Genomic DNA, 26757 nt, shown 5'->3' on the forward strand with positions numbered 1-26757 from the left:
CCCCTCTATGCCCCTACCATCCCGCCTGCTCTCCGCCCTGGCCCCCTGGCGTCAGGCCCCGGCGTGGCGGGTAGGCTTCTCCGGTGGGTTGGATTCCTCCGTTCTGTTGCACCTGCTGGCACAACTGGCCAGGACCGAATCCCTGCCGCCTCTGTCCGCCATCCATGTCCACCATGGCCTGCAGGCCGCGGCCGACGCCTGGCCGGCGCACTGCGAGGCGTTCTGCCGCGAGCTGGGCGTCCCTCTGCTGGTCGAGCGGGTAACGGTATCGAAGGGCGCGAGCCTGGAGCAGGCCGCGCGTCGCGCACGCTACGAGGCTTTTGCGAAACACCTGAAAACGGGCGACTGCCTGCTGGCCGCCCAGCACCGCGACGACCAGGCCGAGACCCTGCTGTTCCGCCTGCTGCGCGGCGCCGGCGTGCGTGGCCTGGCTGGCATTCCCGCCGCCCGGCCGCTGGGGGCCGGCATGCTGCTGCGGCCGCTGCTGGACGTGCCCCGCGCCGAACTCGAAAGCTACGCCCGCGAGCATGGCCTGCGCTGGATCGAAGACCCGTCCAACACCGACACCGCCTTCGCCCGCAACTACCTGCGCCAGCGCGTGCTGCCGCTGCTCGCCGAGCGCTGGCCGCGGGCTGTGGACAACATCGCCCGCAGTGCCGCGCACCTGGCCGAGGCCGAGGCGCTGCTGGCCGAGCTGGCGCAGCAGGACCTGGCGGCGGCGCTGCCCGGCAATGACTTCGACTGGCTGCACGTACCCTCGCTGGCCTTGGCTCCGCTGCTGGCGCTTGGCGAAAGCCGCCAACGCAACGCTCTGCGCCACTGGCTGGCGCCCTTCACGCCGATGCCGGACAGCGCCCATTGGGCCGGCTGGCAGGCCCTGCGCGATGCCGCCGGGGATGCCGCGCCGGTCTGGCGCCTGGGCGGCGGCGAGCTGCAGCGCAGCGGCGGGCGGCTCTGGTGGCTGTCGGACGCCTGGCTGCAGGCGCCGGCGTGCGAGCTGCCCTGGGACGACCCGACGCAGCCCCTGGCGCTGCCCGGCAATGGCCTTCTGCACCTGGAAGGTGCACCGCCCGTCGGGCCGCTGCGGGTGACCTGCCGGCGCGGCGGCGAGCAGCTGGAACTGGCCCAACGCGGCCACCGCGACCTCAAGCGGCTGCTCAACGAAAGCGCCGTGCCGGCCTTCGTCCGGCCGCGGCTGCCGCTGCTCTGGCGCGGCGGGCAACTGCTCGGCGTGGCCAACCTGCCGACGCTGCGCCAGGCCGGCGAGACGGGCTGGCGCCTGCGCTGGACAGCCCCGACGAATGACCCGGGTTTGAGCTGAAAGGGCCTTTCCGGTAGACTACGCTCCCGTCTTATACCGCTCCCGTCGATTCCCACGGAATCGGCGGGAGTTCGCTATTGAGCGCGGCATGCGCCGCGGTTTGGGCCGCGGCCCATTCATTCGCTTCCCCGGCGGCCCAGCCGCCTAAACGCTGACATTCAGGGCTTTTCATGACGCGCTACATCTTCGTCACGGGTGGTGTTGTTTCTTCATTGGGGAAAGGCATCGCCTCGGCTTCCTTGGCTGCCATTCTGGAAGCGCGTGGCTTGAAGATCACGATGCTCAAGCTGGACCCCTACATCAACGTCGATCCGGGCACCATGAGCCCGTTCCAGCACGGTGAGGTGTTCGTCACCCACGATGGCGCCGAGACCGACCTCGACCTGGGCCATTACGAGCGCTTCGTGCGCACCACCATGACCCAGAACAACAACTTCACTACCGGCCGCGTCTACATGGACGTGCTGCGCAAGGAGCGCCGCGGCGACTACCTGGGCGCCACCGTGCAGGTGATCCCGCACATCACCGACGAGATCAAGCGGCGCATCATCAAGGGCGCCGGCGATGCCGACGTGGCCCTGGTGGAAGTCGGCGGCACCGTCGGCGACATCGAGTCGCAGCCGTTCCTCGAGGCGATCCGCCAGCTGCGCGTGGAAATCGGCTCGCGCCGCGCCATGCTGATGCACCTGACCCTGGTCCCGTACATCGCCACCGCCGGCGAGACCAAGACCAAGCCGACCCAGCACTCGGTCAAGGAGCTGCGCTCCATCGGCCTGCAGCCGGACGTGCTGGTCTGCCGCTCCGATCATCCGGTGGACGTCTCCTCGCGCCGCAAGATCGCCCTGTTCACCAACGTCGAAGAGCGCGCGGTCATCTCCCTGGAAGACGTCGACACCATCTACCGCATCCCGTCGGTGCTGCACGCCCAGGGCCTGGACGACATCGTCGTCGAGCGCTTCGGCCTGGAGTGCGGCCCGGCCGATCTGTCCGAGTGGGACCGCGTGGTCGACGCCAAGCTCAACCCCGAGCGTGAAGTCACCATCGCCATGGTCGGCAAGTACATGGAACTGCTCGATGCCTACAAGTCGCTGATCGAGGCCATGACCCACGCCGGCATCCAGAGCCGCACCAAGGTCAACCTGCGCTACATCGACTCCGAGGACATCGAGCAGCAGGGCACCGGTCTGCTCGACGGCGCCGACGCCATCCTGGTCCCGGGCGGCTTCGGCCTGCGCGGCGTGGAAGGCAAGATCACCGCCGTGCAGTACGCCCGCGAGAACAAGGTTCCCTACCTGGGCATCTGCCTGGGCATGCAGGTGGCGGTCATCGAATACGCCCGCAACGTGCTGGGCTGGAAAGACGCCAACTCCACCGAATTCGACAAGTCCAGCGGCCACCCGGTGGTCGGCCTGATCACCGAATGGCAGGACTCCACCGGCGCCACCGAAGTGCGCACCGAGGCCTCCGACCTGGGCGGCACCATGCGTCTGGGCGCCCAGGAATGCCAGCTCGAAGCCGGCACCCTGGTGCACGACTGCTACGGCAAGGACGTGATCGTCGAGCGTCACCGCCACCGCTACGAAGTGAACAACAACCTGCTGCCGCAACTGCAGGAAGCCGGCCTGAAGATTTCCGGCCGCTCCGGCGACGGCGCGCTGGTGGAAGTGGTCGAGTCCCCGGACCATCCGTGGTTCGTCGCCTGCCAGTTCCACCCGGAGTTCACCTCCACCCCGCGTGATGGCCACCCGCTGTTCAGCGGCTTCGTCAACGCCGCCCTGAAGCAAGCCGGGAAGGCCTGAGCATGAGCCAGAAGATCATCCGCGTCGGCGACATCCAGATCGGCAACGACCTGCCTTTCGTGCTGTTCGGCGGCATGAACGTGCTGGAGTCGCGCGACCTGGCCATGCAGGTCTGCGAGGAATACGTGCGGGTCACCGAGAAGCTCGGCATCCCCTACGTGTTCAAGGCCAGCTTCGACAAGGCCAACCGCTCGTCCATGCACTCGTACCGCGGTCCGGGCATGGAAGAGGGGCTGAAGATCTTCGAAGAGATCAAGAAGACCTTCAAGGTGCCGGTCATCACCGATGTCCACGAGCCCTTCCAGGCCGCCCCGGTGGCCGAGGTCTGCGACATCATCCAGCTGCCAGCGTTCCTCTCCCGGCAGACCGATCTGGTCGTGGCCATGGCCAGGACCGGCGCGGTGATCAACATCAAGAAGGCCCAGTTCCTCGCGCCCCAGGAGATGAAACACATCCTGACCAAGTGCGAGGAAGCCGGTAACGACCAACTGATCCTCTGCGAGCGTGGCTCCTCCTTCGGTTACAACAACCTGGTGGTGGACATGCTCGGCTTCGGCATCATGAAGCAGTTCCAGTACCCGGTGTTCTTCGACGTGACCCACGCCCTGCAGATGCCGGGCGGCCGCGCCGACTCCGCCGGCGGCCGCCGCGCCCAGGTCACCGACCTGGCCAAGGCCGGCATGAGCCAGGGCCTGGCCGGCCTGTTCCTGGAGGCCCACCCGGACCCCGAGCACGCCAAGTGCGACGGCCCGTGCGCCCTGCGCTTGAACAAGCTCGAGCCTTTCCTGTCCCAGCTCAAGCAGCTGGACGACCTGGTGAAGAGTTTCCCCACCATCGAGACCGCCTAAGTCTCACCAGCCGCCCCGTTTATCTATCTTCGGAGTGTTATCAAGAATGGCAAAGATCGTCGACATCAAGGGCCGTGAGGTCCTGGACTCCCGCGGCAACCCGACCGTTGAAGCGGACGTGATCCTGGACAACGGCATCGTCGGCAGCGCCTGCGCCCCGTCCGGTGCTTCCACCGGTTCCCGCGAGGCACTCGAACTGCGCGATGGCGACAAGAGCCGTTACCTGGGCAAGGGCGTGCTGAAGGCCGTGGCCAACATCAACGGCCCGATCCGCGACCTGCTGCTGGGCAAGGACCCGGTCGAGCAGAGGGCGCTGGACCAGGCGATGATCGAACTCGACGGCACCGACAACAAGGCCAAGCTGGGCGCCAACGCCATCCTGGCCGTGTCCCTGGCCGCCGCCAAGGCCGCCGCACAGGCCAAGGGCGTGCCGCTGTACGCGCACATCGCCGACCTGAACGGCACCCCGGGCGTGTACTCCATGCCGGTGCCGATGATGAACATCATCAACGGCGGCGAGCATGCCGACAACAACGTCGACATCCAGGAATTCATGGTCCAGCCGGTAGGCGCCAAGACCTTCGCCGACGCGCTGCGCATGGGCGCCGAGATCTTCCACCACCTCAAGGCCGTGCTGAAGGCCCGTGGCCTGAGCACCTCGGTGGGCGACGAAGGCGGTTTCGCACCGAACCTGGCTTCCAACGAAGACGCCCTGGCCGCCATCGCCGAAGCCGTGGCCAACGCCGGCTACAAGCTGGGTGACGACGTGACCCTGGCCCTGGACTGCGCCTCCAGCGAATTCTTCAAGGACGGCAAGTACGACCTCGAAGGCGAAGGCAAGGTGTTCGACGCCGCCGGCTTCGCCGACTACCTGGCCGGCCTGGCCGAGCGCTTCCCGATCATTTCCATCGAAGACGGCATGGACGAGTCCGACTGGGCCGGCTGGAAAGTCCTCACCGACAAGATCGGCGGCAAGGTGCAACTGGTCGGCGACGACCTGTTCGTGACCAACACCAGGATCCTCAAGGAAGGCATCGAGAAGGGCATCGGCAACTCCATCCTGATCAAGTTCAACCAGATCGGCTCGCTGACCGAGACCCTCGAAGCCATCCAGATGGCCAAGGCCGCCGGCTACACCGCGGTGATCTCGCACCGCAGCGGTGAAACCGAGGACAGCACCATCGCCGACCTGGCCGTGGGCACCGCCGCCGGCCAGATCAAGACCGGTTCGCTGTGCCGCTCCGACCGCGTGTCCAAGTACAACCAGCTGCTGCGCATCGAAGAGCAGCTGGGCGCCAAGGCGCCGTACCGTGGCCGCGCGGAATTCCGCGGCTGAGGCTAGTCTGGTACGGTGAAGGGGTGGCGCGAGCCACCCCTTCGCACATGGAGTCCACAATTGCGTCTGAGTAAGCTGCGCAGCCCCTACTGGCTGTTCCTCGTCCTGCTCCTGGGCCTCGCCGGCCTGCAGTATCGCCTGTGGGTAGGGGACGGCAGCCTGGCGCAAGTGCGCGAGCTGGAGAAGCAGATCGCCGACCAGCAGGGCGAGAACCAGCGTCTGCTCGAGCGCAACCGCATCCTCGAGGCCGAGGTGGCGGAACTGAAGAAAGGCACCGAGACGGTCGAGGAGCGTGCCCGCCACGAACTCGGCATGGTCAAGGACAAGGAAACCCTCTACCAGCTGGCGCAATGAAATTCCGCGACATCTCCCTGCCGGCCTTCTGGGCCGTGATCCCCGCCGCGGGCATCGGTTCGCGGATGCGCGCCGACCGCCCCAAGCAATACCTCGACCTCGCCGGCCGCAGCATTCTCGAACACACCCTCGACTGCTTCCTCGGCCACCCCATGCTCAAGGGCCTGGTGGTCTGCCTGGCGCCTGACGATCCCTGGTGGCCGAACCTGCCCTGTGCCGCCGACCCGCGCATCCTGCGTGCCGAAGGCGGCCGCGAGCGCGCGGATTCCGTACTCAACGGCCTGCTGCTGCTCAACGAACAGGGCGCCGCCAGCGACGACTGGGTGCTGGTGCACGACGCGGCGCGGCCGAACCTGAGCCGCGGCGACCTCGACCGGCTGCTCGGCGAACTGGACAACGACCCGGTGGGTGGCCTGCTCGGCGTGCCGGCGCGGGACACGCTCAAGCGCGTCGGCGCCGATGGCCGGGTGCTGGAAACCGTCGACCGCAGCGTGGTCTGGCAGGCCTATACGCCGCAGATGTTCCACCTGGGCGCCCTGCACCGAGCCCTGGCCGATGCCCTGGTGGCGGGCGCGGCGATCACCGACGAGGCCTCGGCGATGGAATGGGCCGGCAACGCGCCGAAGATGGTCGAAGGCCGCGCCGACAACATCAAGGTCACCACCCCGGAAGACCTGCAGCGGTTGCAACGGACTTTCGGAAAACGCTGAAACCATGAAGCGCCTTGCGAGGTTCCTGCCCAGGCTCGAAGGCGATTTGCACCGAATCCTGCGCTGGGCCGGCGACGGCTGGCGCATGCCCTGGCTGTGCCTGGGCCTGGCGCTGCTGGGTACCTGCACCGCCGCCTACCCGATCACCTCCGTGGTGGTGCCGGCGGTCCTGGTGGCGCCACGGCGCTGGGGCGGCATAGCACTGAGCGCCGCCCTGGGCAGCGCGCTGGGGGCGCTGCTGCTGGTGATCGTCCTGCACCACATGGGCTGGGCCAGCCTGTACGCCCATTTCCCGCAATTGCTGCAGGACCCAAGCTGGGCGCAGGTGATGGACTGGACCCGCCGCTACGGCCTGCTGGCGCTGTTCCTGGTGTCCATCTCGCCGCTGCCGCAGACGCCGGCGTTGGTGGTGCTGTCCAACGTGCCGCTGCACTATCCCGGCGTGCTGCTGGCGATCTTCACCGGCAAACTGCTCAAGTACCTGGCGTTCGCCTGGGTCGGTTCGCGCTTCCCCGGGCACATCCACGATTTCCTGCACCGCCACGGCCGCAATACCGGCCGTGGCGATTCGGCCTAGGCGGGCCTTGCCCGCGATTTCGCGCGCAGGGCGCGCTCCTACAAGGTGGGGTTGTGCGTAGGAGCAATTGTTTATTGGGTTCCCGCGAACGCGGGAACCCAATAAACAACGTAGGAGCGGTGTGGGCGCTTTTCGTAGGAGCTCGCTCCTACGAGAAACCCCGCCCGCATGGGTATCGCCAGGGCTCACCCCAGCAACGGCACCTCGATGAGGAAACGGAACAGCGCCCCATGCTGTTCCACCGCCAGGCAGTTGTAGCCGTGGCGCTTGGTGTCCTCGGGGATGCCGTGCACCGACTGCGAGCAGTCGGTGACCACTTCCAGCAGGTCGCCCGGCTTCAGCGTCTCCAGGGTTTCCAGGGTGGCGATGGCGTTGTACGGGCAGTGCTCGCCGCGCAGGTCAAGCGACAGCGTCGGCGTCTTGTTCGCGCTCATTGGCGGGTTTCCTCGAACGGGTGAAACGGTTGGCGTTCAGCTGTACCAGCAGCATGCACAGCGCCAGGCCGGCGAAGGTCAGCAGCAGGCCGCCGCCGGGGCCGAACATCTGCAGCAGGTTGAGCTTGGGATAGGGCAGGGCCAGGGCGCTGCCCAGCGCATCCCAGTACACCGCCACCAGGGTGCCACCGATGACGTTGCCGACGCCGACCACCCAGAAATGCACCTGCCCTTCCATCGAGCGGTACATCCAGCCGGTCTCGCAGCCGCCGGCGAGGACGATGCCGATGCCGAACAGCACGCCGCCGATCACCGCGTTGGGGCCCATCCAGAAGGTCTTCGGCGCCACGCCCAGGTGGATCGCCGCGAAGGTGCCGACGCAGGCCGCGGCCATGCCCAGCAGAATGCCGAAGGCGGCCTTGGTCCGGCCGGTGGTCCAGAGGTCGCGGGCGGCGCTGGTGAAGCAGATCTGCGCGCGTTCGATCAGGCCGCCGAACAGCAGGCCGAACAGGGTGGCCAGGCCCAGCACCAGCGACACCTCGAAGCGCCAGGCGGCGAACAGCGCGGCCACGGCCAGCACTGCCAGCCCCAGGCGCCACTGCACCTTGGCGCGGCGGGCGAGGCTGGCCGCGTCGGGCAGGCTGGCGGCCTTGCCGGTGACCTTCAGCGGCGTGCGCAGGAACGGCAGCAGGCTCAGCTTCACGCCGAACCAGGCGCCGATCACGGTGGAAAGCATGAAGGCCCAGGCATGCACCGAGAACATCGGGATGCCGGTGAAGAACGCCGCCAGGTTGCAGCCCATGGCCAGGCGCGCGCCGAAGCCGGCGATGATGCCGCCCACCAGGCCCTGCAGCAGGCGGCGCCGGCTGGTCGGCCAGCGCAGGCTGACGTTGCCGGCCCAGAGCGCGCAGCACAGCGCGCCGAGGAACATGCCGATGATCATCACCCCGTCGATGCGGTCCAGCGGCGTGCCCTGCAGGCCGATGATCTTGAAGTAGCTCCAGTCCTGCACCGGCACGCCGAACCAGGACAGCACGTGGCCGCCCCAGCGGGTGAATTCCCCGGTGACGGCCCAGAAGGTCCCGGTCAGGGCGAAGTAGTAGGCAGAGGCGACGCCGAGCGCGACCAGGGTCGGCAGCGGTGACCAGAAGCGCAGCAGGTAGCGCTCGCGGAAGGCAGAAAGAGCGGACATGGCGGCATCCTTGGCAGGGTAGCGTGGTAAACCGGTAATTCTAACCGAATTGCCGGAAACCACCCTGTTTCAGGACAACCCCGGATGCGTCCGCTGCAGGCCGTCCTTGAGGAAGTCCACCAGTTGCCGCACCTTCGGCGACAGGTGCCGCTGCTGCGGGTACAGCGCCCAGACCGCGGTGTTCGGCGGCTGGTGCTCCTCCAGCAGGGAAACCAGCCGCCCGCTGCGCAGGTGCTCCAGCACGTAGTAGTCCGGCAACTGGCACAGGCCGAAACCGCGCAGCGCGGCGTCGAGCACCGCCTGGCCGCTGTTGCAGCGCCAGTTGCCCTGCACGCGGTGCTGCGTCTCGCGGCTGTCCTCCAGGAAGGTCCAGATGTCGCTGCTGCCCACCAGGCAGTTGTGCTGCGCCAGTTCCGCCGGCGAGCGCGGCGCGCCGTGGCGCTCCAGATAGCCGGGCGTGGCGCACAGGTACATCAGCCGCGGCGCCAGGCGCGTGGCCACCAGGCGCGAGTCGCTCAGGCGGCCGAGGCGGATGGCCAGGTCGAAGCCCTCGTGGAGCAGGTCGAGCTGGCGGTTGGACAGCTCGATGTCCACCCGCAGCTGCGGGTAGTCGGCCATGAAGGCGTTCACCAGCGGCACCACGAAGCGCTCGCCGTAGGCCACCGCGCAGGTCATGCGCAGCAGGCCCTTGGGCTCGGCGGAGAGGTCGCTGACCGCGCGCAGCGCCTCGTCGCGGGCGTCCTGCAGGCGCTGGCAGTGCTGCAGGAAGGTCTGCCCGGCTTCGCTCAGCGACACGCGGCGGGTGCTGCGGTAGAGCAGACGGGTCTGCAGGCGTTCCTCCAGGCGGGCGATCTGCCGGCTGACGTGGGAGGAGGACACGCCCAGGCGTTCGGCGGCGGCGGTGAACTGCCCGGTTTCCGCCACCGCGACGAATTCGTCGAGGCCTTCCCAGCGATTCATCTGGATTGTCCCTGTATGGCAATAAAGTTTTGATTATTGCCTGATTATTTCTTTCCAGGCACTTTTCTACACTTCCAAGGCTGTGCCCTGCGTTTTTCGCCGGGCCACCCGGTTTCCGCCGGCATCCATCGCCGGCCGCTTCCGCCCCGAAGGCGGAGGCCCATGCATCAACCCGCCAGGAGTTCCGAGATGATCAAGTCCCGTGCCGCCGTCGCCTTCGCCCCCAACCAGCCGCTGCAGGTGGTCGAGGTGGACGTGGCGCCGCCGAAGAAGGGCGAGGTGCTGGTACGCATCGTCGCCACCGGGGTCTGCCACACCGACGCCTACACCCTGTCCGGCGAGGATTCCGAAGGCGTCTTCCCGTGCATCCTCGGCCACGAGGGTGGCGGCATCGTCGAAGCGGTGGGCGAGGGCGTGACCTCGCTGCAGGTCGGCGACCACGTGATCCCGCTGTACACCGCCGAATGCCGCGAGTGCAAATTCTGCAAATCCGGCAAGACCAATCTCTGCCAGGCCGTGCGCGCCACCCAGGGCAAGGGCCTGATGCCCGACGGCACCAGCCGCTTCTCCTACAACGGCCAGCCGATCTACCACTACATGGGCTGCTCGACCTTCTCCGAATACACCGTGCTGCCGGAAATCTCCCTGGCCAAGATTCCCAAGGACGCCCCGCTGGAGAAGGTCTGCCTGCTCGGCTGCGGCGTCACCACCGGCATCGGCGCCGTGCTCAACACCGCCAAGGTGGAAGAGGGCGCCACCGTGGCCATCTTCGGCCTGGGCGGCATCGGCCTTGCGGCGATCATCGGCGCCAAGATGGCCAAGGCCTCGCGGATCATCGCCGTCGACATCAACCCGGCCAAGTTCGACATCGCCAAGGAACTGGGCGCCACCGACTTCGTCAATCCGAAGGACCACCAGAAGCCGATCCAGGAGGTCATCGTCGAGATGACCGACGGCGGCGTGGACTACTCCTTCGAGTGCGTCGGCAACGTGCAGCTGATGCGCGCAGCGCTGGAGTGCTGCCACAAGGGCTGGGGCGAGTCGACCATCATCGGCGTCGCCGGCGCCGGCCAGGAAATCAGCACCCGGCCGTTCCAACTGGTCACCGGGCGCGTCTGGCGCGGTTCGGCGTTCGGCGGCGTGCGCGGCCGCACCGAGCTGCCCAGCTACGTGGAGAAGGCGCAGAAGGGCGAGATCCCGCTGGACACCTTCATCACCCACACCATGGGCCTGGACAAGATCAACGAGGCCTTCGACCTGATGCACGAAGGCAAGAGCATCCGCTCGGTCATCCATTACTGAAAAGCCGACGAGAGCGCTGGAGGCTGAAGGCTATACGTAGCGCTTTTTCGTCCAGCCTCCAGCGCTTTCCTCGTCCTTACACGGAGCTTTTTATGGAAATCGTCTCCAGCACCAAGAGCTTCGGCGGCTGGCACCAGCGCTACCGCCACCGTTCCCAGGCGCTCGGCTGCGACATGGTGTTCGCCATCTACCTCCCGCCCCAGGCCGAGCCCGAGGCCGGACTGCCGGTGCTCTACTGGCTGTCGGGGCTGACCTGCACCGACGAGAACTTCATGCAGAAGGCCGGCGCCCAGCGCCTGGCCGCCGAACTGGGCCTGGTGATAGTGGCGCCGGACACCAGCCCGCGCGGCGCGGACGTGCCGGGCGACCCGGAGGGCGCCTGGGACTTCGGCCTGGGCGCCGGCTTCTACCTCAACGCCACCCAGGAACCCTGGGCGCGCAACTACCGCATGCACGACTACGTGGTGCACGAGCTGCCGGCGCTGATCGAGGACAACTTCCCGGTATCCAGCCGCCGTGGCATCGCCGGGCACTCCATGGGTGGCCACGGCGCGCTGGTCTGCGCGCTGCGCAATCCGGGGCGCTACCAGTCGCTGTCGGCCTTCGCGCCCATCGCTCATCCCAGCGACTGCCCCTGGGGGCAGAAGGCCTTCGGCCGCTACCTGGGCGAGGACCGCAGCGCCTGGGCCGAGTGGGATGCCTGCGAGCTGCTGGCCGGCGCGAGCGAGCGCCTGCCGATCCTGGTCGACCAGGGCGAGCGCGACGACTTCCTCGCCACCCAGCTCAAGCCCGAGGCCCTGCGCCAGGCGGCGGAAGCGGCGGGGCACCCGCTGGAGCTGCGCCTGCAACCGGGCTACGACCACAGCTACTACTTCATCGCCAGCTTCATCGACGACCACCTGCGCCACCACGCGCGGGCGCTGTCCTGAAGGCGTCGCGGCTTTCCGGTAGAATCGACGCCCTGACTGACTCAGGGCGTTTTTCTATGCGTATCGGCCATGGCTACGACGTACACCGCTTCGGCGAGGGCGACTTCATCACCCTCGGCGGCGTGCGCATCCCCCACAAGTTCGGGCTCGTCGCCCACTCCGACGGCGACGTGCTGCTGCACGCGCTGAGCGACGCGCTGCTTGGCGCCTGCGCCCTGGGGGACATCGGCAAGCACTTCCCCGATACCGATCCGCGTTTCAAGGGCGCCGACAGCCGCGCGCTGCTGCGCCACGTGGTGGCCCTGGTGCACGGGAAGGGCTACGTGATCGGCAACGTCGACGCCACCATCATCGCCCAGGCGCCGAAGATGGCGCCGCACATCGAAGCCATGCGCGGCAGCATCGCCGAGGACCTGCAGGTCGACCTCGAACAGGTCAACGTCAAGGCCACCACCACCGAGAAGCTCGGCTTCACCGGGCGCGAGGAAGGCATCGCGGTGCACGCCGTCGCCCTGCTGGTCCTTCCATGACCGAACTGGAACTGCTGGGCCCGCGCGCCCATGGCGAACCCTGCGGGCGGGCGGTGCTCAAGGCGGTGGCCGAGGACTTCCAGGTCGACGAGGTGCTGGACATCCCGCTGTCCGGCGAAGGCGAACACCTCTGGCTGTGGGTGGAGAAGCGCGGGCTGAACACCGAGGAGGCCGCGCGCCGCCTGGCCCGTGCGGCTGGAGTGTCGCAACGGCTGATCAGCTATGCCGGGCTCAAGGATCGCCAGGCCCTGACGCGCCAGTGGTTCAGCCTGCACCTGCCGGGCAAGGCCGACCCCGACCTGGCCGCGGCCGAGGACGACGCCCTACGCATCCTCAAGCGCACCCGCCACCAGCGCAAGCTGCAGCGTGGCGCCCACGCGGCCAACGGCTTCACCCTGCGCCTGACGCAACTGCAAGGCGAGCACCAGACGCTCGACGAGCGGCTGCGACGTATCGCCGCCGAGGGCGTGCCCAACTATTTCGGCAGCCAGCGCTTCGGCTTCGACGGCGGCAACGTCGTGGACGCCCGCAGCTGTGCCGAGCGCGGCATCCTGCCGGAGCAGCGCAACCTGCGTTCGCGGCTGCTCTCCGCCGGGCGCAGCTACCTGTTCAACCAAGTGCTGGCGCGGCGGGTGACGGACGGTAGCTGGAACCGCGCCCAGGTCGGCGACCTGCTGGCCTTCACCGACAGCCGCAGTTTCTTCCCGGCGGGCGAGGCGGAATGCGCCGACCCGCGCCTGGCCGAACTCGACCTGCACCCCACCGGGCCGCTCTGGGGCAAGGGTGCCTCGCCGGCCGGCGGTGCCAGCGGCGAGCTGGAAAATGCCGTGGGCGCCGCCGAAGTGGCGCTTTGCCAGTGGCTGGGCAATGCTGACCTGGCGCACGAACGGCGCATCCTGCGCCTCCCCATCCAGGCCCTGGCATGGCATTATCCGGCCCCTGACATTCTGCAACTGGAATTCGTCCTGCCGGCAGGCTGCTTCGCCACCGTCGTCGTGCGCGAGCTGGTCGAGCTGGTACCGGCAGGGCAGACGGAAAACCCATGCGCATACTGATTGCCAACGACGACGGGGTGAACGCACCCGGTATCGCCGCGCTTTACGACGCGCTGAGCGAACATGCCGAATGCGTGGTGATCGCTCCCGAACAGGACCGCAGCGGCGCCAGCAGCTCGCTGACCCTGGACCGGCCGCTGCACGCGCAGCGCCTGAGCAATGGATTCATCGGCGTCGACGGTACGCCGACCGACTGCGTGCACCTGGGCCTCAACGGCCTGCTGGACACCTTGCCGGACATGGTCGTCTCGGGTATCAACCTGGGCGCCAACCTGGGCGACGACGTGCTCTATTCCGGCACCGTGGCCGCCGCCATCGAGGGCCGCTTCCTGGAGCGGCCGGCGTTCGCCTTCTCGCTGCTCTCGCGCCAGCCGGACAACCTCTACAGCGCCATGCACTTCGCCCGCCTGCTGGTGCAGAACCACGAGCGGCTCGAACTGCCGCCGCGCACCGTACTCAACGTCAACATCCCGAACCTGCCGCTGGAACGCATCCGCGGCGTCCAGCTGACCCGCCTGGGCCACCGCAAGCGCGCCGCGGCGCCGGTCAAGGTGGTCAACCCGCGCGGGCGCGAAGGCTACTGGATCGCGGCAGCCGGTGATGTCGAGGACGGCGGCGAGGGCACTGACTTCCATGCGGTGATGCAGGGCTATGTCTCGGTCACGCCGCTGCAACTGGACCGAACCTTCCGCGAGGCGTTCAATGGACTGCAGGACTGGATCGGAGGGCTGGACCATGGCCGATGAACTGAGTCGCCGCGGCATCGGCATGACCTCCCAGCGCACCCGCGAACGGCTGATCCAGCGCCTGTACGAGGAAGGCCTGTCCAACGCCCGGGTGCTCGAGGTGATCCGCCGCACGCCGCGCCACCTGTTCGTCGACGAGGCGCTGTCGCACCGCGCCTACGAGGACACCGCGCTGCCCATCGGCCACAATCAGACCATCTCGCAACCCTTCATGGTGGCGCGGATGACCGAGCTGCTGCTGGCCGCCGGCCCCCTGGACAAGGTGCTGGAGATCGGCACCGGCTCCGGCTACCAGACCGCGGTGCTGGCGCAACTGGTCGAGCGGGTGTTCTCCGTCGAGCGGATTCAGGCCCTGCAGGACCGCGCCAAGGAGCGCCTTGCGGAGCTAAACCTGAGAAATGTTGTCTTTCGCTGGGGGGATGGCTGGGAAGGCTGGTCGGCGCTGGCACCGTACAACGGTATCATCGTCACCGCGGCAGCCGCCGAGGTCCCGCAGGCGCTGCTCGACCAGCTGGCGCCGGGCGGGCGCCTGGTGATCCCGGTGGGTAGCGGCGAAGTGCAGCAACTGATGCTGATCGAGCGCACCGGCGACGGATTCGACCGGCGCGTGCTGGATTCGGTGCGCTTCGTTCCCCTGCTCAACGGCCCCCTGGGCTGAGCGGCGGCGGGAGCGCCGTCGCGCAGCCAGGGGGAGCATAACGGCGAGATGCCGGGCACATATTCGATGGATAAGGGGGAAGGGGTGAGCCCTATCGCGGCCCAGAAACAATGGATCTGGATTCGGAGCGGCGTGCGCATGCTGCTGGCGGCAGCATTCTGTTCCCTGCTCGCGGCCTGCGCATCCTCCTCCGGGGGCAAGGTCAAGGTGGTCGACCGCAACCAGGCCGATCGCACGCCGGCGACCACCAGCGGGCAGTACGTGGTGCGCCGCGGCGACACCCTGTACTCGATCGCCTTCCGCTACGGCTGGGACTGGAAGGCCCTGGCCGCGCACAACAACATCCCGCCGCCCTACACCATCCGCCCGGGGCAGGCCATCCGCTTCGGCGGTGCCGGCTCCAGCACCTCGGCACAGCCCGTCGTCGCCAAAACCACACCGTCCGTCGCGCCGGTGGTGGTCGGCAAGCCCGCCGCCGGTTCTCCGGCACCGGCCAAGCCCGCTCCCGCGGCTACCGTCAGCAATTCGACACCCCCCGCCAGCACTGCCCCTTCGCAGGCTTCCGGCAAGGGCGTGGAGGGCTGGATGTGGCCGACCAGTGGCACTTTGATAGGCCGCTTTGCATCAAACGGGAGTTTGAATAAAGGGATTGATATAGCCGGGCAATTGGGCCAGCCTGTCCTGGCTGCGTCGAATGGCACGGTTGTGTACGCCGGTAGTGGTTTGCGGGGCTACGGCGAACTCGTGATCATCAAGCACAGCGATACCTACGTGAGTGCCTACGGCCACAACCGCAGGCTGCTCGTTCGGGAAGGGCAACAGGTCAAGGTCGGGCAGAGCATTGCCGAGATGGGCTCCACGGGCACGGACCGGGTGAAGCTGCACTTCGAGATTCGCCGTCAGGGCAAACCCGTGGACCCCTTGCAATACCTGCCACCTCGTTGATCGACCGCCGCATCCCGCGTGGGTGAGCGGGCTTGGACGTCCCAAGGATATGGATTCGTCCGGGCTTGTTGTCGAACTCAGCAAGGGATAACGACATGGCACTCAAAAAAGAAGGGCCGGAGTTTGACGTGGATGACGAGCTGCTGTTGCTGGAGCCCGCCATCACATTCGACGAGTCACTTGCCGAAGAGCAGGTCTCACTTCAGGTCACCGGCAAGGCCAGTTCGCTGTCATCGAAGCAGCACAAGCACATCGATTACAGCCGGGCGCTGGATGCCACGCAGCTCTACCTCAACGAAATCGGTTTTTCCCCACTGCTGACTCCCGAGGAGGAGGTCCACTTCGCGCGGCTCGCGCAAAGGGGCGATCCCGCCGGGCGTCGGCGCATGATCGAAAGCAACCTGCGCCTGGTGGTGAAGATCGCCCGGCGCTACGTCAACCGCGGCCTGTCCCTGCTCGACCTGATCGAGGAGGGCAACCTGGGGTTGATCCGGGCGGTGGAGAAGTTCGATCCGGAACGGGGTTTCCGCTTCTCCACCTACGCGACATGGTGGATTCGCCAGACCATCGAACGGGCCATCATGAACCAGACCCGCACCATCCGCCTGCCGATCCACGTGGTCAAGGAACTCAACGTCTACCTGCGCGCGGCCCGCGAGCTGACGCACAAGCTGGACCACGAGCCGTCCCCCGAGGAAATCGCCAACCTGCTGGAGAAGCCGGTCGACGAGGTCAAGCGCATGCTCGGCCTCAACGAGCGGGTGACTTCGGTGGACGTGTCCCTCGGCCCGGATTCGGACAAGACGCTGCTCGACACCCTGACCGACGATCGTCCCACCGACCCCTGCGAACTGCTGCAGGATGACGATCTGAGCCAGAGCATCGACCAGTGGCTGTCCGAGTTGACCGACAAGCAGCGCGAGGTGGTGATCCGCCGCTTCGGCCTGCGCGGCCACGAAAGCAGCACCCTGGAAGAGGTCGGCCAGGAAATCGGCCTGACCCGCGAGCGGGTGCGGCAGATCCAGGTCGAGGCGCTCAAGCGTCTGCGGGAGATCCTGGAGAAGAACGGCCTGTCGAGCGACGCGCTGTTCCAGTAAGGCGTCGCCCGCAACGAAAGAGCCCGGAGCGTTGGTTGCCGGGCTTTTTTTCGCCTGTGCCAATTGTGGGAGCGGGTCTTGCCGCGAATGGGGTTTGCCGATGGTTGTTGTGCCGGGTTCCAAGAGCGCCCTCTCCCCAACCCTCTCCCGCAAGCGGGAGAGGGGGCCGTTCGTGCCACCGGTGCGTCCGGCGTATCCAATCGCGGACATACAGGCAGCCGGGAAGCACGGCATTCCTCCCCCGTAGGAGCGGACCTTGTCCGCGATGGCCGGACGTATCGGCGCGATTCGCGGATGAGATCCGCTCCTACGCTGCCCCACCCATGCTATGCCCCCTGTAGGAGTGCGCCCTGCGCGCGAATCGCGGGCAGGGCCCGCTCCTACAGTTCCAGGAAAGCCCCGTAGGATGGGTTGAGCGAAGCGATACCCATCACCATGGCCCGATGGGTTTCGCAAGCTCAGCCCATCCTACGCACCTCGACGCAGACAGTTGCTCCTACGCCCGAGCTTCGAGCTTGCGAAACCCATGCGGTTGCGCTGATGGGTATCGCTTCGCTCAACACTACCCTACGAAAAGCCATGCTCGCTCATGCGGTAGGAGCGGACTCCCCGGCCGCTCGAACCAGGCGAGACAGCAGTTTTTGAGTTTGGTTTTGTAAGTCATCGCTTACACGTGCTGTGAGCCTTTGACGATTCGGCTTGCCGGCAAGGGGCTCTTTTCTTCAGTCTTTATAAATAACCAATTGAATTTAAAGGGCTTTATTTTCGACTGCGCTAATCCTGGCCCTACCGGGGTGCGACCCGCAGCCGCTTGCCGCTTTTGTACGGAAAGCTAATATCACTCTTGCGTACAGGGAATGACGCAGGCCGACAGGGATGCCGGTCAGGATGTCGCGGGATGCGATTCATCAGGATGATGGGGTAGGGAAAAAAGGGCGGGCCATCCCGCCCCTTTTTTTTGCCCGCGAAAAAGTGCCGTCACAGATGGCACAAGGCCCGCGCGAGGCGGGCCTTGGAGCTTGGAGGAAGCGATCAGCGCTCCAGGTGCTTGAGCTTGTCGGCGACGCCGTCCCACTCTTCCGCATCCGGCAACGGGTCCTTCTTCTCGGTGATGTTCGGCCAGACCTCGGCCAGATCCTTGTTCAGCTCGATGAACTCCTGCATGTTCTCCGGGACCTCGTCCTCGGAGAAGATCGCCTGTGCCGGGCATTCCGGTTCGCACAGGGCGCAGTCGATGCACTCATCCGGGTGAATCACCAGGAAGTTCGGGCCTTCGTAGAAGCAGTCCACCGGGCAGACTTCCACGCAGTCGGTGTATTTGCACTTGATGCAGTTGTCGGTGACGACGAAGGTCATTTTCTAATTCTCTCCTCAGGCGGGCGGCTAAGCGCGCGCGATTCTAGCAGCTTGTTCCGCTGTCCGTCAGATTCGCGTCTTCCATGCATATAACAAATCGAGCGCCTGGCGCGGTGTCAGGTCATCGGGTTTGATGCGTGCAAGCTCGTCGATCAGCGGGTGCGGCAGGCTGGCGAACAGGTCGCTCTGCATCGGCGCGGCGGGCTGGCCGGCCTCCTGGCGCGGCGCCTCGTGGGGCAGGCTGGTGGTTTCCAGGCGCGCCAGGTGCTCGCGGGCGCGCAGGATCACCGGGCCGGGCACGCCGGCCAGTTGCGCCACCGCCAGGCCGTAGCTCTGGCTCGCCGGGCCGGGCAGCACGTGGTGCAGGAAGACGATGCGCTCGTTGTGCTCGGTGGCGTTCAGGTGCACGTTGGCCACCACCGGTTCGCTTTCCGGCAGCACGGTCAGCTCGAAATAGTGGGTGGCGAACAGGGTGAAGGCGCGCAGGTGCGCCAGGTGCTCGGCGGCGGACCAGGCCAGCGACAGGCCGTCGAAGGTGCTGGTGCCGCGGCCCACTTCGTCCATCAGCACCAGGCTGCGGTCGGTGGCGTTGTGCAGGATGTTGGCGGTTTCGCTCATCTCCACCATGAAGGTGGAACGGCCGCCGGCGAGGTCGTCGGAGGAACCGATACGGGTGAAGATGCGGTCCACCAGCGACAACTCGCAGCGCGCCGCCGGGACGAAGCTACCGATGTGCGCCAGCAGCACGATCAGCGCCGTTTGCCGCATGTAGGTGGATTTACCGCCCATGTTCGGACCGGTGATCACCAGCATGCGGGTGTCTTCGTCGAGCTTCAGGTCGTTGGCCACGAAGGGCGTGTCCAGCACCTGCTCCACCACCGGGTGGCGGCCCTGCTCGATGAGGATGCCCGACTCCTCGACGAAGCGCGGGCGGTTCAGGTCGAGGTTCAGCGCGCGCTCGGCCAGGTTCGCCAGCACGTCCAGTTCGGCCAGGGCGGCGGCGGTGTCCTGCAGCGGCGCCAACTGGGCGATCAGCAGTTCCACCAGTTCCTCGTAGAGCTGCTTCTCGCGGGCCAGGGCGCGGCTCTGGGCGGACAGCGCCTTGTCCTCGAAGGCCTTCAGCTCCGGGGTGATGAAGCGTTCGGCGCCCTTCAGCGTCTGGCGCCGCTGGTAATCGGCCGGCGCCTGCTCGGCCTGCATGCGCGGCAGCTCGATGTAGTAGCCATGGATGCGGTTGTAGCCGACCTTCAGACCCGACAGCCCGGTGCGTTCCTTCTCGCGGATCTCCAGGTCCATCAGGTACTGGCCGGCGTTCTCGCTGAGTGTCTGCAGTTCGTCCAGCTCGGCGTCGTAGCCGCGCTTGATGACGCCGCCGTCGCGGATCACCGCCGGCGGGTTGTCGATGATCGCGCGCGCCAGCAGGTCGGCCAGTTCCGGGTAGGTGCGGATGCTGGCGGCCAGTTCGCCCAGGTGCGGAGCTTCCAGCTCGGTCATGCCGCGTTGCAGCTCCGGCAGGGCGGCCAGGGCGTCGCGCAGGCGCGCCAGGTCGCGCGGGCGGGCGTTGCGCAGACCGATACGGGCGAGGATGCGCTCGACGTCACCGATTTCCTTCAGCTGTGGCTGAAGGTTCTCGAAACGGTAGCGTTCCAGCAGGCAGGCAATGGATTCCTGGCGGGCCTCCAGTACGGCGCGGTCGCGTAGCGGGCGGTTCAGCCAGCGCGTCAGCAGGCGGCTGCCCATGGCGGTCTGGCAGCGGTCCACCACCGATTGCAGGGTGTTGTCGCGGCCGCCGGAGAGGTTGGTGTCCAGCTCCAGGTTGCGGCGGCTGGCGCCGTCGAGGATGACGGTGTCGTCCAGGCGCTCGTGGCGCAGGCTGCGCAGGTGCGGCAGGGCGGTGCGCTGGGTTTCCTTGGCGTAGGCCAGCAGGCAGCCGGCGGCGCCGATGGCCAGGGTCAGGTCCTGGCAACCGAAGCCCTTCAGGTCCTGGGTGGCGAATTGCTGGCAGAGGCTCTTGAATGCCGAGTCGCGGTCGAAGTCCCAGGGCGCGCGGCGCCGCACGCCACGGCGCTTCTCCGCCGGCAGGCCGGCGGGCCAGTCATCGGGGATCAGCAGTTCCGCGGGGTTCAGGCGCTCCAGCTCGGCCAGCAGGGTTTCCCAGCCGCGGATTTCCTGGACGCTGAAGCGGCCGCTGGTGATGTCCAGCACCGCCAGGCCGAACAGCCGCTCGTCGCCCAGCAGGGCGGCCAGCAGGTTGTCGCGGCGCTCGTCGAGCAGCGCCTCGTCGCTGACCGTGCCGGGGGTGATGATGCGCACCACCTGGCGCTCCACCGGGCCCTTGCTGGTGGCCGGGTCGCCGATCTGTTCGCAGATGGCCACCGACTCGCCCAGCTTGACCAGCTTGGCCAGGTAGCCCTCCACGGCGTGGAAGGGGATGCCGGCCATGGGAATCGGCGTGCCGGCGGACTGGCCGCGGGTGGTGAGGGTGATGTCGAGCAGCTTGGCGGCCTTCTTGGCGTCCTCGTAGAACAGCTCGTAGAAGTCGCCCATGCGGTAGAACAGCAGTTGTTCCGGATGCTGTCTCTTCAGCTTCCAGTATTGCTGCATCATTGGGGTGTGAGCCGCGAGCCCGTCACCACTAGGCTCGGGGAAGGTCTGTCTTTTTGACATAGGGGTGTTTGTCTAATACTCAGCGCACTTTGACAGGCATTGTCGGGGCCTGAGCGATCTTCGGCAACCGCCCGCGCAAGTATCGTGCCGTCATCTTTGGATCGGAATGGCCGCCAAGCGTCTGTGCGTTCTTCCCTTCCTTGTCGGCGTCCGTCAGCGACTTTGCCCGGATGTCGTGGATGGTGACGTCGGTGATGCCCGTCTTCTCCCTCAACACCCTGAAAGCCATCTTCACCGTGGCGTAGCTGACGGGCTTTCCGGCGCGCGAGCAGAACAGCGTCAGGGTGCGAACCTTTCGCGGGAGCGCCTTCGCCCTGGCAATCACCTCCTCAAGGTCCGGCGTCATGGCCACTATGAGTTTGGCGCCAGTCTTCTGCTGGATGAACGCCACGCCATCCTGGGAGATGTCACTCAGGTGGATAGCCAGAACATCGCTGATGCGCTGGCCGGTCAGGTAGGCCATTTCGAGGATGCACCTGATGTAAGGGCTGGCGGCATTGAGCAGAGCCGCGAACTCCCCGTCCGTGATGTAGCGATCGCGCCTTCCCTCCTCGTGGCGGCTAACCCCAATGCAGGGGTTCGAGTCCACTTCCTGCCACTCCAGCCCATAGCCGAAGATGATTCGGGCGACAGACAGAATCCGGTTGCACATGTTTGGAGTGTTCACCAGGTCCATCTTCACCGCCGCGATGTGCTTCGGCATTACCTGCTTCGGATCGAACTCGGCGAAGATTTCCTTCAGGCGCTCCGCCGCCGCCTCGTACTGCAGCACAGTGTTGGCCGCCAGTTTCTTCTTCTTGAAGTGGTACTTCATGGCCCGATCGATCAGGTCAGGCATGCCGCCCTGCGTTGCCTGCGACATTTTGCGGGCGTACTCCAAAAGCGACTCCTGGTAGTCCTCGCCCAAGCGCAACCACTTGCTTTTCCGCACCAGGTAGTAGGCCCCGTGCTTGTGGTACATGCACTGCGGCAGGTGCCGGTCCTTCTTCCTCGGGCGCATGCCTCCCTCCTCACGAGCCCGTCAGGCGCAGGCGCGGCTCTTTCTTCTGCTGCTGATTTGATCCTAGTCGTGAAAGCACAACTTCCCGCAGGACCTTGGGGCGACCGTCGGCGCCGACCACATAGCCGAAACGATGCTCATCGAGCCAGCGAATTTGCGCGCTGGCGCGGGTGCGACCGGTCAGGTCGGCCACCTCTTCAGGCGTCATGAACATGGCAATACCTCGCCGCGCCAGCAGCCGGCGCGGAATGAATGGGGATTGAGCTAGAAGCCGCAGTTCCACTGCATGGCGGCGAAGGCCGGGACAAGCGGGATGGCGATGATCGCGCCGGCGACCGCGAGGCCGAGCAGGGCGCCGCCGGCGGCGAGGATCAGGGCTCTACGCATCGCTCCCTCCTGCCGTCGGCGCGGCAGCACGGTCCAGGCGCTCGATCTCGGCCAGCGTCAGGGCGCAGGCCTTGACCAGGTCGCGGCGCGCGGTGGTCGGCTTCCACCATTGCTGGTCCCACGGCCAGGCCAGTGACACCAGCAGAGCTGTGGTTTTATCATCCGCCGCGCTGGAGCCGGCCAGGGCGTAGCAGGCGGCGGCGCGGGCCATCTGGCCGTGGTCGTGCTCGTTGTCGTGCTCCGGCGTCCAGCCCTCGGCCGCCACCTGGCGGCGCCGCTCGGCCTGCACGTCGAGCCAGGCCTGGGGCACCTGCCCAGCCTGGGCGACCGGGGCGGCGGCGAGCGGCCCGAACCATTCGAATTCGCTGCTCAACTGAGCGATGGTGTAGCCGTATCCGAAGTCGGTCTCGGTGTTGTTCATGTGCAGGTTGCACCACAACTCACCCTGATCAAGTTTCACAAGGATCACCGCTGGCTCATCGAGGCCATTGCCGCGAACCCAATAGGCTCCTTCGACAGTGGGCTTGGCGCTGCTCCACTCCGGCACCTGCCCAGCCTGGGCGACCGGTGCGGGAAGTCCGTGCGCATATTCGCGCAGCTTGGCAATGGTGCGCGGCGCATCTCGCTTCTTGTCTATCGCGTGGCAGGCAGCGCCGAGTAATCCGCGCGGCACGGCGACAAGCTCATCGCTGTCATATACAAACTCGATTCCCGATTGCCCTTCCCGCTCCGCCATCTTTTCCAGGGCATCGTCGCGCTGTGCCATCGCCTGATCGGCACCAAGCGCGAGTAGCGATACCTGACGCTGGAGCGCCCCGACGATGCGGTCGTGCTGGGCGACGGTCATCAGTTCGTCGCCGTCATTGATCTTCGCTTTCTGTTCCATGACGGACAGTTTCGCATCGATCACGCGGACTACCACCTCCGGCCGCTCCAGCTCCAGCTCCGGCGCTGGGGAGGGTTGCGCCAGGGCGGCGCGGGCTTGTGCGCAGCTGCACTTCCGATCACGGAACCCATTTAGCTCCGGATCACAGGCCGGGTTGCATGGCTCCCAGTACGACAGCGGCTCCCCCTGCGCGCCCTCTGCCTGTTCGGTGTGCTGCGAGGCGAGGATCTGCTGTGCCATCCAGATTTCGTTCCCGGTGATGTAGACCTGGGTGGGATCGCCCTGAAAGGCCTTTCCGCTGTAGAGTCCGGCGATGTGGCGTATCAGTTCCATTGCCATGGTCATACTTTCGTCCTCGCGGTGTGCTTGGCGATGAACTCAGCAGCCTCTGTGCTCAGCTGCTGGCCGCCGATTCCGTTGGTGAGGTGGGATTTCATGCGCCTGATCAGGTCCAGGGCCTGCTGGTGGAACAGAGCTTCAGCCAGCTGCGCCTGGTAATGCGCGTGCGGGTTCGCGATCAGCTCGGTGATACCGCGCTGAACGGCTGATTCGTCGAGGGGCATGGAAGTTACCTCGCGCCAGGTGGCGCAATGGCAGGGAGTGGGGTAGGTCAGGCGCTGAGCCTGTGCTTTACGGTTCGCCTGGCCAGTTCAACCAGCCATTCAGCCAGAGCCGGCGGCGTATGTTCGCGCTCGGCCTTGGTGATCGACGGTAGGCGGGGATAGCTTCTGGTTGGCCTGACACAATGAGTTGGCTTCCCGCTGCGTCGCGGAATCGCAGGGATGTCAGACGGCGAGCAGCCGACGATGTAGAGCCACGTAGCCTTTTCGGCGCGATGGCCCCAGTGGAACTGCTCAATCTCTAGGGTCCACCCGCCGAACTCGTCAGGGAATTCGCCAGGGTGTGGCATCCGGCAGTGGTTGAACAATGTGCTCTCCGCTGGGTGCTCGAGCACGCCACCCCATGTTCTGACCTGGTCGACTGCCCAGATGCCCAGCGCCTTCTCGTCAGGACGCCCCTTCGCAAACTGACGAAGGCGCCCCCACATCCGGCACGGAGGGTGCGCCACCACCGGCACGCCACCGGCAAAGGTACGAGCGTCTCGGTCGATGTCAAACACGTCGGTTCCGGCCATGGCCTTGTAGTTGCTGTCCTGGCGCGCGAACAGAACCGCCACATCGTTCATGCTGCGGGCTCCTTGGTGTCGTTGAAAATGTCGAGTTGTGCGGCGCCTTCAATCCATGCCGTGGCCAGGCGGGTGCGGGCGATCGCGGCATACTCGGGGTTGAGTTCGAGGAGCACCGAGCGGCGCCCCTCCTGCATGGCGACGAGGCCGGTGGTGCCGGCTCCGCCGAAGGGATCGAGGATCAGGCCGTCACGCGGCGCGCCGGCGAGCACGCAGGGCCGGATCAGGTCCGGCGGGAACGTGGCGAAGTGCGCCCCCTTGAATCCGGCCGTGGACACCGACCAGACGCTGCGCTTGTTCCGCGTTTCGCTGTAGTCGATGTCGGGGCGATCCGGCCGATGCTGGGCCTTCTGGCCATGGGTGCCGGCGGTGTTCTTGGTCTCCCGGGCGAAGCTGTAGCGCTTGCTCCGGCTGCCGCCCACGGCCTTCATGGCGCCGTTGGTTTTCCCCGGCACCCTGGCCGAGCCTTGCTGGTCTTCCCAGCCGGGCTGGGCCAGACGTGCAACAGATGCCGGCGCCAAGGGTTCTGCAATCGCTTCGCGGTCGAAGTAGTAACGCGGCGATTTGCTGAGCAGGAACAGGTATTCGTGAGCCTTGGTGCAGCGGTCGCGCACGCTCTCGGGCATGGGGTTCGGCTTGTGCCAGATGATGTCCTGGCGTAGATACCAGCCGTCGTCTTGCAAGGCGAAAGCGAGGCGCCAAGGTATGCCCATCAGGTCTTTCTGCTTCAGGCCTTCCGCCGGGTTTCGGCGGTGGCCGCGCCGCACCGCGCCGCGCGTGTTTCGCGAAACGATGTCGTGCTTGCCTGCCGAACCTTCCGGCGCGTACCCGCCGGCGATGGAGGCATAGCTATCGCCCATGTTCACCCAGGCCGTGCCGTCCTTGCGGAGTACTCGGCGCACCTCGCGGAACACTTCGACCAGTTTGGCTAGGAATTCCGCCGGAGTTTCTTCCAGGCCTATCTGTCCGTCGACGCCGTAGTCGCGCAGGCCGAAGTAGGGCGGGCTGGTGATGCAGCAGTGCACCGATTCGTCGGGCATCACCCGGAGCAGTTCCAGGCAGTTGCCGACCAGTATCTGGTGGGCTGGCGTCATGGTTTCTCCAGGTAGATATCCATCGATAAGCCGTGCCGTGGCATCGCTTATCCGGCGTAAGGAGTGTCTCGAGGAGGCTTATCGATGCACCTGTCCGGCGGCACCGATCACTCGTCGCTCCGGTCGAGGGCAGCAGCCTCGCGGCGCCCCTCCACCTCAAGGCGGCGCGCCACGCTTTCGCTGATCGTGATTTCGTGGCGCGGGATTGCCAGGCAGGCGGCGGAGGCCTCCCGGCCCAAGGCGTGGGCGTTGCGGATCAGCAGTTCCATGGCGCGCTGCCCGACGTCGTGCCAGGCCTTCAACTCGTCCAGCTTGGCGCGCGTGCCGGGCCGGGCGCGGTGCCGCAGCTCGTCGTCGGCGGGGAGCTGCTCGTCACCTGCCGGCGCGAACCAGGCGGCGGATGCGGCCTGGCCCAGCGCGTGGGCGTTCAGGATCAGCAGTTGCAGGGCCTCGGCCTTCTCGCTGACGCCGTGCCAGCGCATCAGCTCGGCCAACTGCGCGCGGGTGCCGGCCTGCACGGGGTGGCGCAGTTCCTCTTCGCCGAGGCGCTTGCGCTTCGCAGTGGCGGCCAGGCTGCGCTCGGCCTGGGACTTAGCCATCACCAGCCTCCACCAGCACCGTGATGGCTTGCTGGATCAGGTCGAGCAACTGGCCTGCGGACATGTGAGCGTCGGCTCGGTTCAGCGTCTCCAAGGCTTCTTTGATGACCTCGTTGAGGTCGTCCGCCTCGCTGGCGCGATCATTCGCATCCTCCAGTTCATCCTTCAGTTCCTCGACCTGGCCGCGCAGTTTGACCACCTCATGGAGGTAGGAGCCGTGCCCGGCAGCAGAACGGCGCGCGCATTCTTCGGCCGCTGCCGGATCGAAGGCGGCGTAGTGGGCGGCCTCGTCGTCCGATAGGGCCAGCAGGGGGAGTGTCATGCTGCTTTCCTCGCGTTGCGCCGCTCCGCCTGGTCTCGGGCCCGGCAGGCGCGGCAGCGGTTGTGGTAGTGGCCTCGGGTGCTGATGAACGAGAAGAACTCGTCGTCCTGCGGCCACCAGGTGTCGCAGCCCGGGCAGAGCTTTTCCCGGCCCAGCTCGGTCTGGCGGGTGACCAGTGCACGCCATGGCTGGCGGAGCAGGGCACGGTCGCGGCGGATCACTGGCCCGCCTGCTGCTCCAGCTCGGCGGCGCGCTGGCAGGCATCGTTGTGGCTGCGACGGAAGCTGCGCACCTTGCCGGTGGCGGTCTCGACGATGTGGAAGAAGCCGCGCCCGGCCGGCTTCACCTGGAACTTCGGTGCTTCCACGACCAGGCGCCGGCGGACGGCGAATGCCTGGCGCGCGGCGGCGGTCTGGCGGAGCAGGTCGGCCAGCGGCTGCTGGCGGGGGATCAGCTGTTGCATGGCG

General features: G+C 66.8%; 31 protein-coding genes. 15 read left to right on the top strand and 16 right to left on the bottom strand.

The annotated features are described in order from the left end of the window. Window positions 1–7: 7 nt before the first annotated feature. The 7 genes from tilS to QSJ95_RS14505 all read left to right on the top strand — a co-directional run bounded on the left by tilS (window position 8) and on the right by QSJ95_RS14505 (window position 6945). Window positions 8–1321: a tRNA lysidine(34) synthetase TilS gene (gene tilS, locus QSJ95_RS14475; protein ID WP_285643154.1), complete on the top strand. Its 1314-nt coding sequence runs from the start codon at window positions 8–10 to the stop codon at window positions 1319–1321. A gap of 170 nt (window positions 1322–1491) precedes the next feature. Continuing rightward, complete coding sequence (pyrG, locus tag QSJ95_RS14480) at window positions 1492–3120, top strand: CTP synthase (RefSeq protein ID WP_009616672.1); 1629 nt, start codon at window positions 1492–1494, stop codon at window positions 3118–3120. A 2-nt stretch (window positions 3121–3122) separates the two neighbouring features. Beyond that, window positions 3123–3968, top strand: coding sequence for a 3-deoxy-8-phosphooctulonate synthase (kdsA, locus tag QSJ95_RS14485; RefSeq protein WP_009616675.1), 846 nt, complete (start codon window positions 3123–3125; stop codon window positions 3966–3968). A gap of 46 nt (window positions 3969–4014) precedes the next feature. Beyond that, window positions 4015–5304 carry a phosphopyruvate hydratase gene (gene eno / locus QSJ95_RS14490; RefSeq protein ID WP_043317821.1) on the top strand — a complete coding sequence of 430 codons (1290 nt, stop codon included), beginning with the start codon at window positions 4015–4017 and terminating at the stop codon, window positions 5302–5304. 75 nt (window positions 5305–5379) lie between these two features. Further along, on the top strand, window positions 5380–5658 hold the full coding sequence (gene ftsB / locus QSJ95_RS14495) for a cell division protein FtsB (RefSeq protein WP_024128518.1): 279 nt from the start codon (window positions 5380–5382) through the stop codon (window positions 5656–5658). Further along, window positions 5655–6368 carry a 2-C-methyl-D-erythritol 4-phosphate cytidylyltransferase gene (gene ispD, locus QSJ95_RS14500; protein ID WP_285643159.1) on the top strand — a complete coding sequence of 238 codons (714 nt, stop codon included), beginning with the start codon at window positions 5655–5657 and terminating at the stop codon, window positions 6366–6368. The genes ftsB and ispD overlap by 4 nt, the downstream gene beginning before the upstream one ends. A 46-nt stretch (window positions 6369–6414) precedes the next feature. Continuing rightward, window positions 6415–6945 carry a glycosyltransferase family protein gene (locus QSJ95_RS14505; protein ID WP_052267865.1) on the top strand — a complete coding sequence of 177 codons (531 nt, stop codon included), beginning with the start codon at window positions 6415–6417 and terminating at the stop codon, window positions 6943–6945. A 185-nt stretch (window positions 6946–7130) separates the two neighbouring features. On the opposite strand, the gene yedF is transcribed toward QSJ95_RS14505, so the two are convergent. The 3 genes from yedF to QSJ95_RS14520 all read right to left on the bottom strand — a co-directional run bounded on the left by yedF (window position 7131) and on the right by QSJ95_RS14520 (window position 9531). Next, entirely contained in the window at window positions 7131–7379 is a 249-nt protein-coding gene (gene yedF / locus QSJ95_RS14510; protein ID WP_009616683.1) for a sulfurtransferase-like selenium metabolism protein YedF, read from the bottom strand. Further along, window positions 7345–8571 carry a selenium metabolism membrane protein YedE/FdhT gene (gene yedE / locus QSJ95_RS14515; RefSeq protein ID WP_285643164.1) on the bottom strand — a complete coding sequence of 409 codons (1227 nt, stop codon included), beginning with the start codon at window positions 8569–8571 and terminating at the stop codon, window positions 7345–7347. The genes yedF and yedE overlap by 35 nt, the downstream gene beginning before the upstream one ends. Before the next feature lie 69 nt (window positions 8572–8640). Then, complete coding sequence (locus QSJ95_RS14520) at window positions 8641–9531, bottom strand: LysR substrate-binding domain-containing protein (RefSeq protein WP_009616686.1); 891 nt, start codon at window positions 9529–9531, stop codon at window positions 8641–8643. Window positions 9532–9720: 189 nt separating this feature from the next. Here QSJ95_RS14520 and QSJ95_RS14525 point away from each other — a divergent pair, with 189 nt between their 5' ends. The 8 genes from QSJ95_RS14525 to rpoS all read left to right on the top strand — a co-directional run bounded on the left by QSJ95_RS14525 (window position 9721) and on the right by rpoS (window position 16793). Then, window positions 9721–10833 carry an S-(hydroxymethyl)glutathione dehydrogenase/class III alcohol dehydrogenase gene (locus QSJ95_RS14525; protein WP_285643165.1) on the top strand — a complete coding sequence of 371 codons (1113 nt, stop codon included), beginning with the start codon at window positions 9721–9723 and terminating at the stop codon, window positions 10831–10833. A 92-nt stretch (window positions 10834–10925) separates the two neighbouring features. Next, entirely contained in the window at window positions 10926–11762 is an 837-nt protein-coding gene (gene fghA / locus QSJ95_RS14530; protein ID WP_285643167.1) for an S-formylglutathione hydrolase, read from the top strand. A gap of 56 nt (window positions 11763–11818) precedes the next feature. Continuing rightward, entirely contained in the window at window positions 11819–12292 is a 474-nt protein-coding gene (gene ispF / locus QSJ95_RS14535; RefSeq protein ID WP_285643169.1) for a 2-C-methyl-D-erythritol 2,4-cyclodiphosphate synthase, read from the top strand. After that, window positions 12289–13347, top strand: a complete 1059-nt coding sequence (gene truD, locus QSJ95_RS14540; RefSeq protein WP_285643171.1) for a tRNA pseudouridine(13) synthase TruD — start codon at window positions 12289–12291, stop codon at window positions 13345–13347. The genes ispF and truD overlap by 4 nt, the downstream gene beginning before the upstream one ends. Further along, window positions 13335–14093, top strand: coding sequence for a 5'/3'-nucleotidase SurE (gene surE / locus QSJ95_RS14545; RefSeq protein WP_043317806.1), 759 nt, complete (start codon window positions 13335–13337; stop codon window positions 14091–14093). Before truD ends, surE begins: the two co-directional genes overlap by 13 nt. A gap of 22 nt (window positions 14094–14115) precedes the next feature. Next, window positions 14116–14751, top strand: a complete 636-nt coding sequence (locus QSJ95_RS14550) for a protein-L-isoaspartate(D-aspartate) O-methyltransferase (protein ID WP_099049128.1) — start codon at window positions 14116–14118, stop codon at window positions 14749–14751. Window positions 14752–14817: 66 nt separating this feature from the next. Then, window positions 14818–15696 carry a peptidoglycan DD-metalloendopeptidase family protein gene (locus QSJ95_RS14555; RefSeq protein ID WP_052059035.1) on the top strand — a complete coding sequence of 293 codons (879 nt, stop codon included), beginning with the start codon at window positions 14818–14820 and terminating at the stop codon, window positions 15694–15696. Window positions 15697–15791: 95 nt separating this feature from the next. Next, the gene (rpoS, locus tag QSJ95_RS14560; RefSeq protein ID WP_009616703.1) at window positions 15792–16793 is read left to right on the top strand and encodes an RNA polymerase sigma factor RpoS; all 1002 of its coding nucleotides are present in this window, start codon (window positions 15792–15794) and stop codon (window positions 16791–16793) included. Window positions 16794–17825: 1032 nt separating this feature from the next. Here the strand turns inward: rpoS and fdxA are convergent. The 13 genes from fdxA to QSJ95_RS14625 all read right to left on the bottom strand — a co-directional run bounded on the left by fdxA (window position 17826) and on the right by QSJ95_RS14625 (window position 26753). After that, window positions 17826–18149: a ferredoxin FdxA gene (gene fdxA, locus QSJ95_RS14565; RefSeq protein WP_009616706.1), complete on the bottom strand. Its 324-nt coding sequence runs from the start codon at window positions 18147–18149 to the stop codon at window positions 17826–17828. Window positions 18150–18215: 66 nt separating this feature from the next. Continuing rightward, on the bottom strand, window positions 18216–20816 hold the full coding sequence (gene mutS / locus QSJ95_RS14570) for a DNA mismatch repair protein MutS (RefSeq protein ID WP_285643181.1): 2601 nt from the start codon (window positions 20814–20816) through the stop codon (window positions 18216–18218). Window positions 20817–20835: 19 nt separating this feature from the next. Continuing rightward, window positions 20836–21816: a tyrosine-type recombinase/integrase gene (locus QSJ95_RS14575; protein ID WP_285643183.1), complete on the bottom strand. Its 981-nt coding sequence runs from the start codon at window positions 21814–21816 to the stop codon at window positions 20836–20838. A gap of 10 nt (window positions 21817–21826) precedes the next feature. After that, the gene (locus QSJ95_RS14580; RefSeq protein ID WP_109933395.1) at window positions 21827–22030 is read right to left on the bottom strand and encodes a DUF4224 domain-containing protein; all 204 of its coding nucleotides are present in this window, start codon (window positions 22028–22030) and stop codon (window positions 21827–21829) included. Window positions 22031–22080: 50 nt separating this feature from the next. After that, window positions 22081–22203, bottom strand: a complete 123-nt coding sequence (locus QSJ95_RS14585) for a hypothetical protein (RefSeq protein WP_285643187.1) — start codon at window positions 22201–22203, stop codon at window positions 22081–22083. Beyond that, window positions 22196–23428: a hypothetical protein gene (locus QSJ95_RS14590; RefSeq protein ID WP_285643189.1), complete on the bottom strand. Its 1233-nt coding sequence runs from the start codon at window positions 23426–23428 to the stop codon at window positions 22196–22198. The genes QSJ95_RS14585 and QSJ95_RS14590 overlap by 8 nt, the downstream gene beginning before the upstream one ends. 2 nt (window positions 23429–23430) lie before the next feature. Further along, complete coding sequence (locus tag QSJ95_RS14595; protein ID WP_285643191.1) at window positions 23431–23652, bottom strand: hypothetical protein; 222 nt, start codon at window positions 23650–23652, stop codon at window positions 23431–23433. A 47-nt stretch (window positions 23653–23699) separates the two neighbouring features. Beyond that, on the bottom strand, window positions 23700–24275 hold the full coding sequence (locus QSJ95_RS14600; protein ID WP_285643194.1) for a hypothetical protein: 576 nt from the start codon (window positions 24273–24275) through the stop codon (window positions 23700–23702). Continuing rightward, window positions 24272–25369, bottom strand: coding sequence for a DNA-methyltransferase (locus QSJ95_RS14605; RefSeq protein WP_285643196.1), 1098 nt, complete (start codon window positions 25367–25369; stop codon window positions 24272–24274). The genes QSJ95_RS14600 and QSJ95_RS14605 overlap by 4 nt, the downstream gene beginning before the upstream one ends. 107 nt (window positions 25370–25476) lie before the next feature. Next, the gene (locus tag QSJ95_RS14610; protein ID WP_285643198.1) at window positions 25477–25968 is read right to left on the bottom strand and encodes a hypothetical protein; all 492 of its coding nucleotides are present in this window, start codon (window positions 25966–25968) and stop codon (window positions 25477–25479) included. Continuing rightward, window positions 25961–26290 carry a hypothetical protein gene (locus QSJ95_RS14615; RefSeq protein ID WP_285643200.1) on the bottom strand — a complete coding sequence of 110 codons (330 nt, stop codon included), beginning with the start codon at window positions 26288–26290 and terminating at the stop codon, window positions 25961–25963. Before QSJ95_RS14615 ends, QSJ95_RS14610 begins: the two co-directional genes overlap by 8 nt. After that, window positions 26287–26511 (bottom strand): hypothetical protein, encoded by a 225-nt coding sequence (locus QSJ95_RS14620; RefSeq protein ID WP_285643202.1) that lies wholly within the window; start codon window positions 26509–26511, stop codon window positions 26287–26289. The genes QSJ95_RS14615 and QSJ95_RS14620 overlap by 4 nt, the downstream gene beginning before the upstream one ends. After that, window positions 26508–26753 carry a hypothetical protein gene (locus tag QSJ95_RS14625; RefSeq protein WP_285643204.1) on the bottom strand — a complete coding sequence of 82 codons (246 nt, stop codon included), beginning with the start codon at window positions 26751–26753 and terminating at the stop codon, window positions 26508–26510. The genes QSJ95_RS14620 and QSJ95_RS14625 overlap by 4 nt, the downstream gene beginning before the upstream one ends. Window positions 26754–26757: the final 4 nt, after the last annotated feature.

Source organism: Pseudomonas sp. NBRC 100443 (genome assembly GCF_030268185.1).
GTDB classification, from domain to species: Bacteria; Pseudomonadota; Gammaproteobacteria; order Pseudomonadales; family Pseudomonadaceae; genus Pseudomonas; species Pseudomonas citronellolis.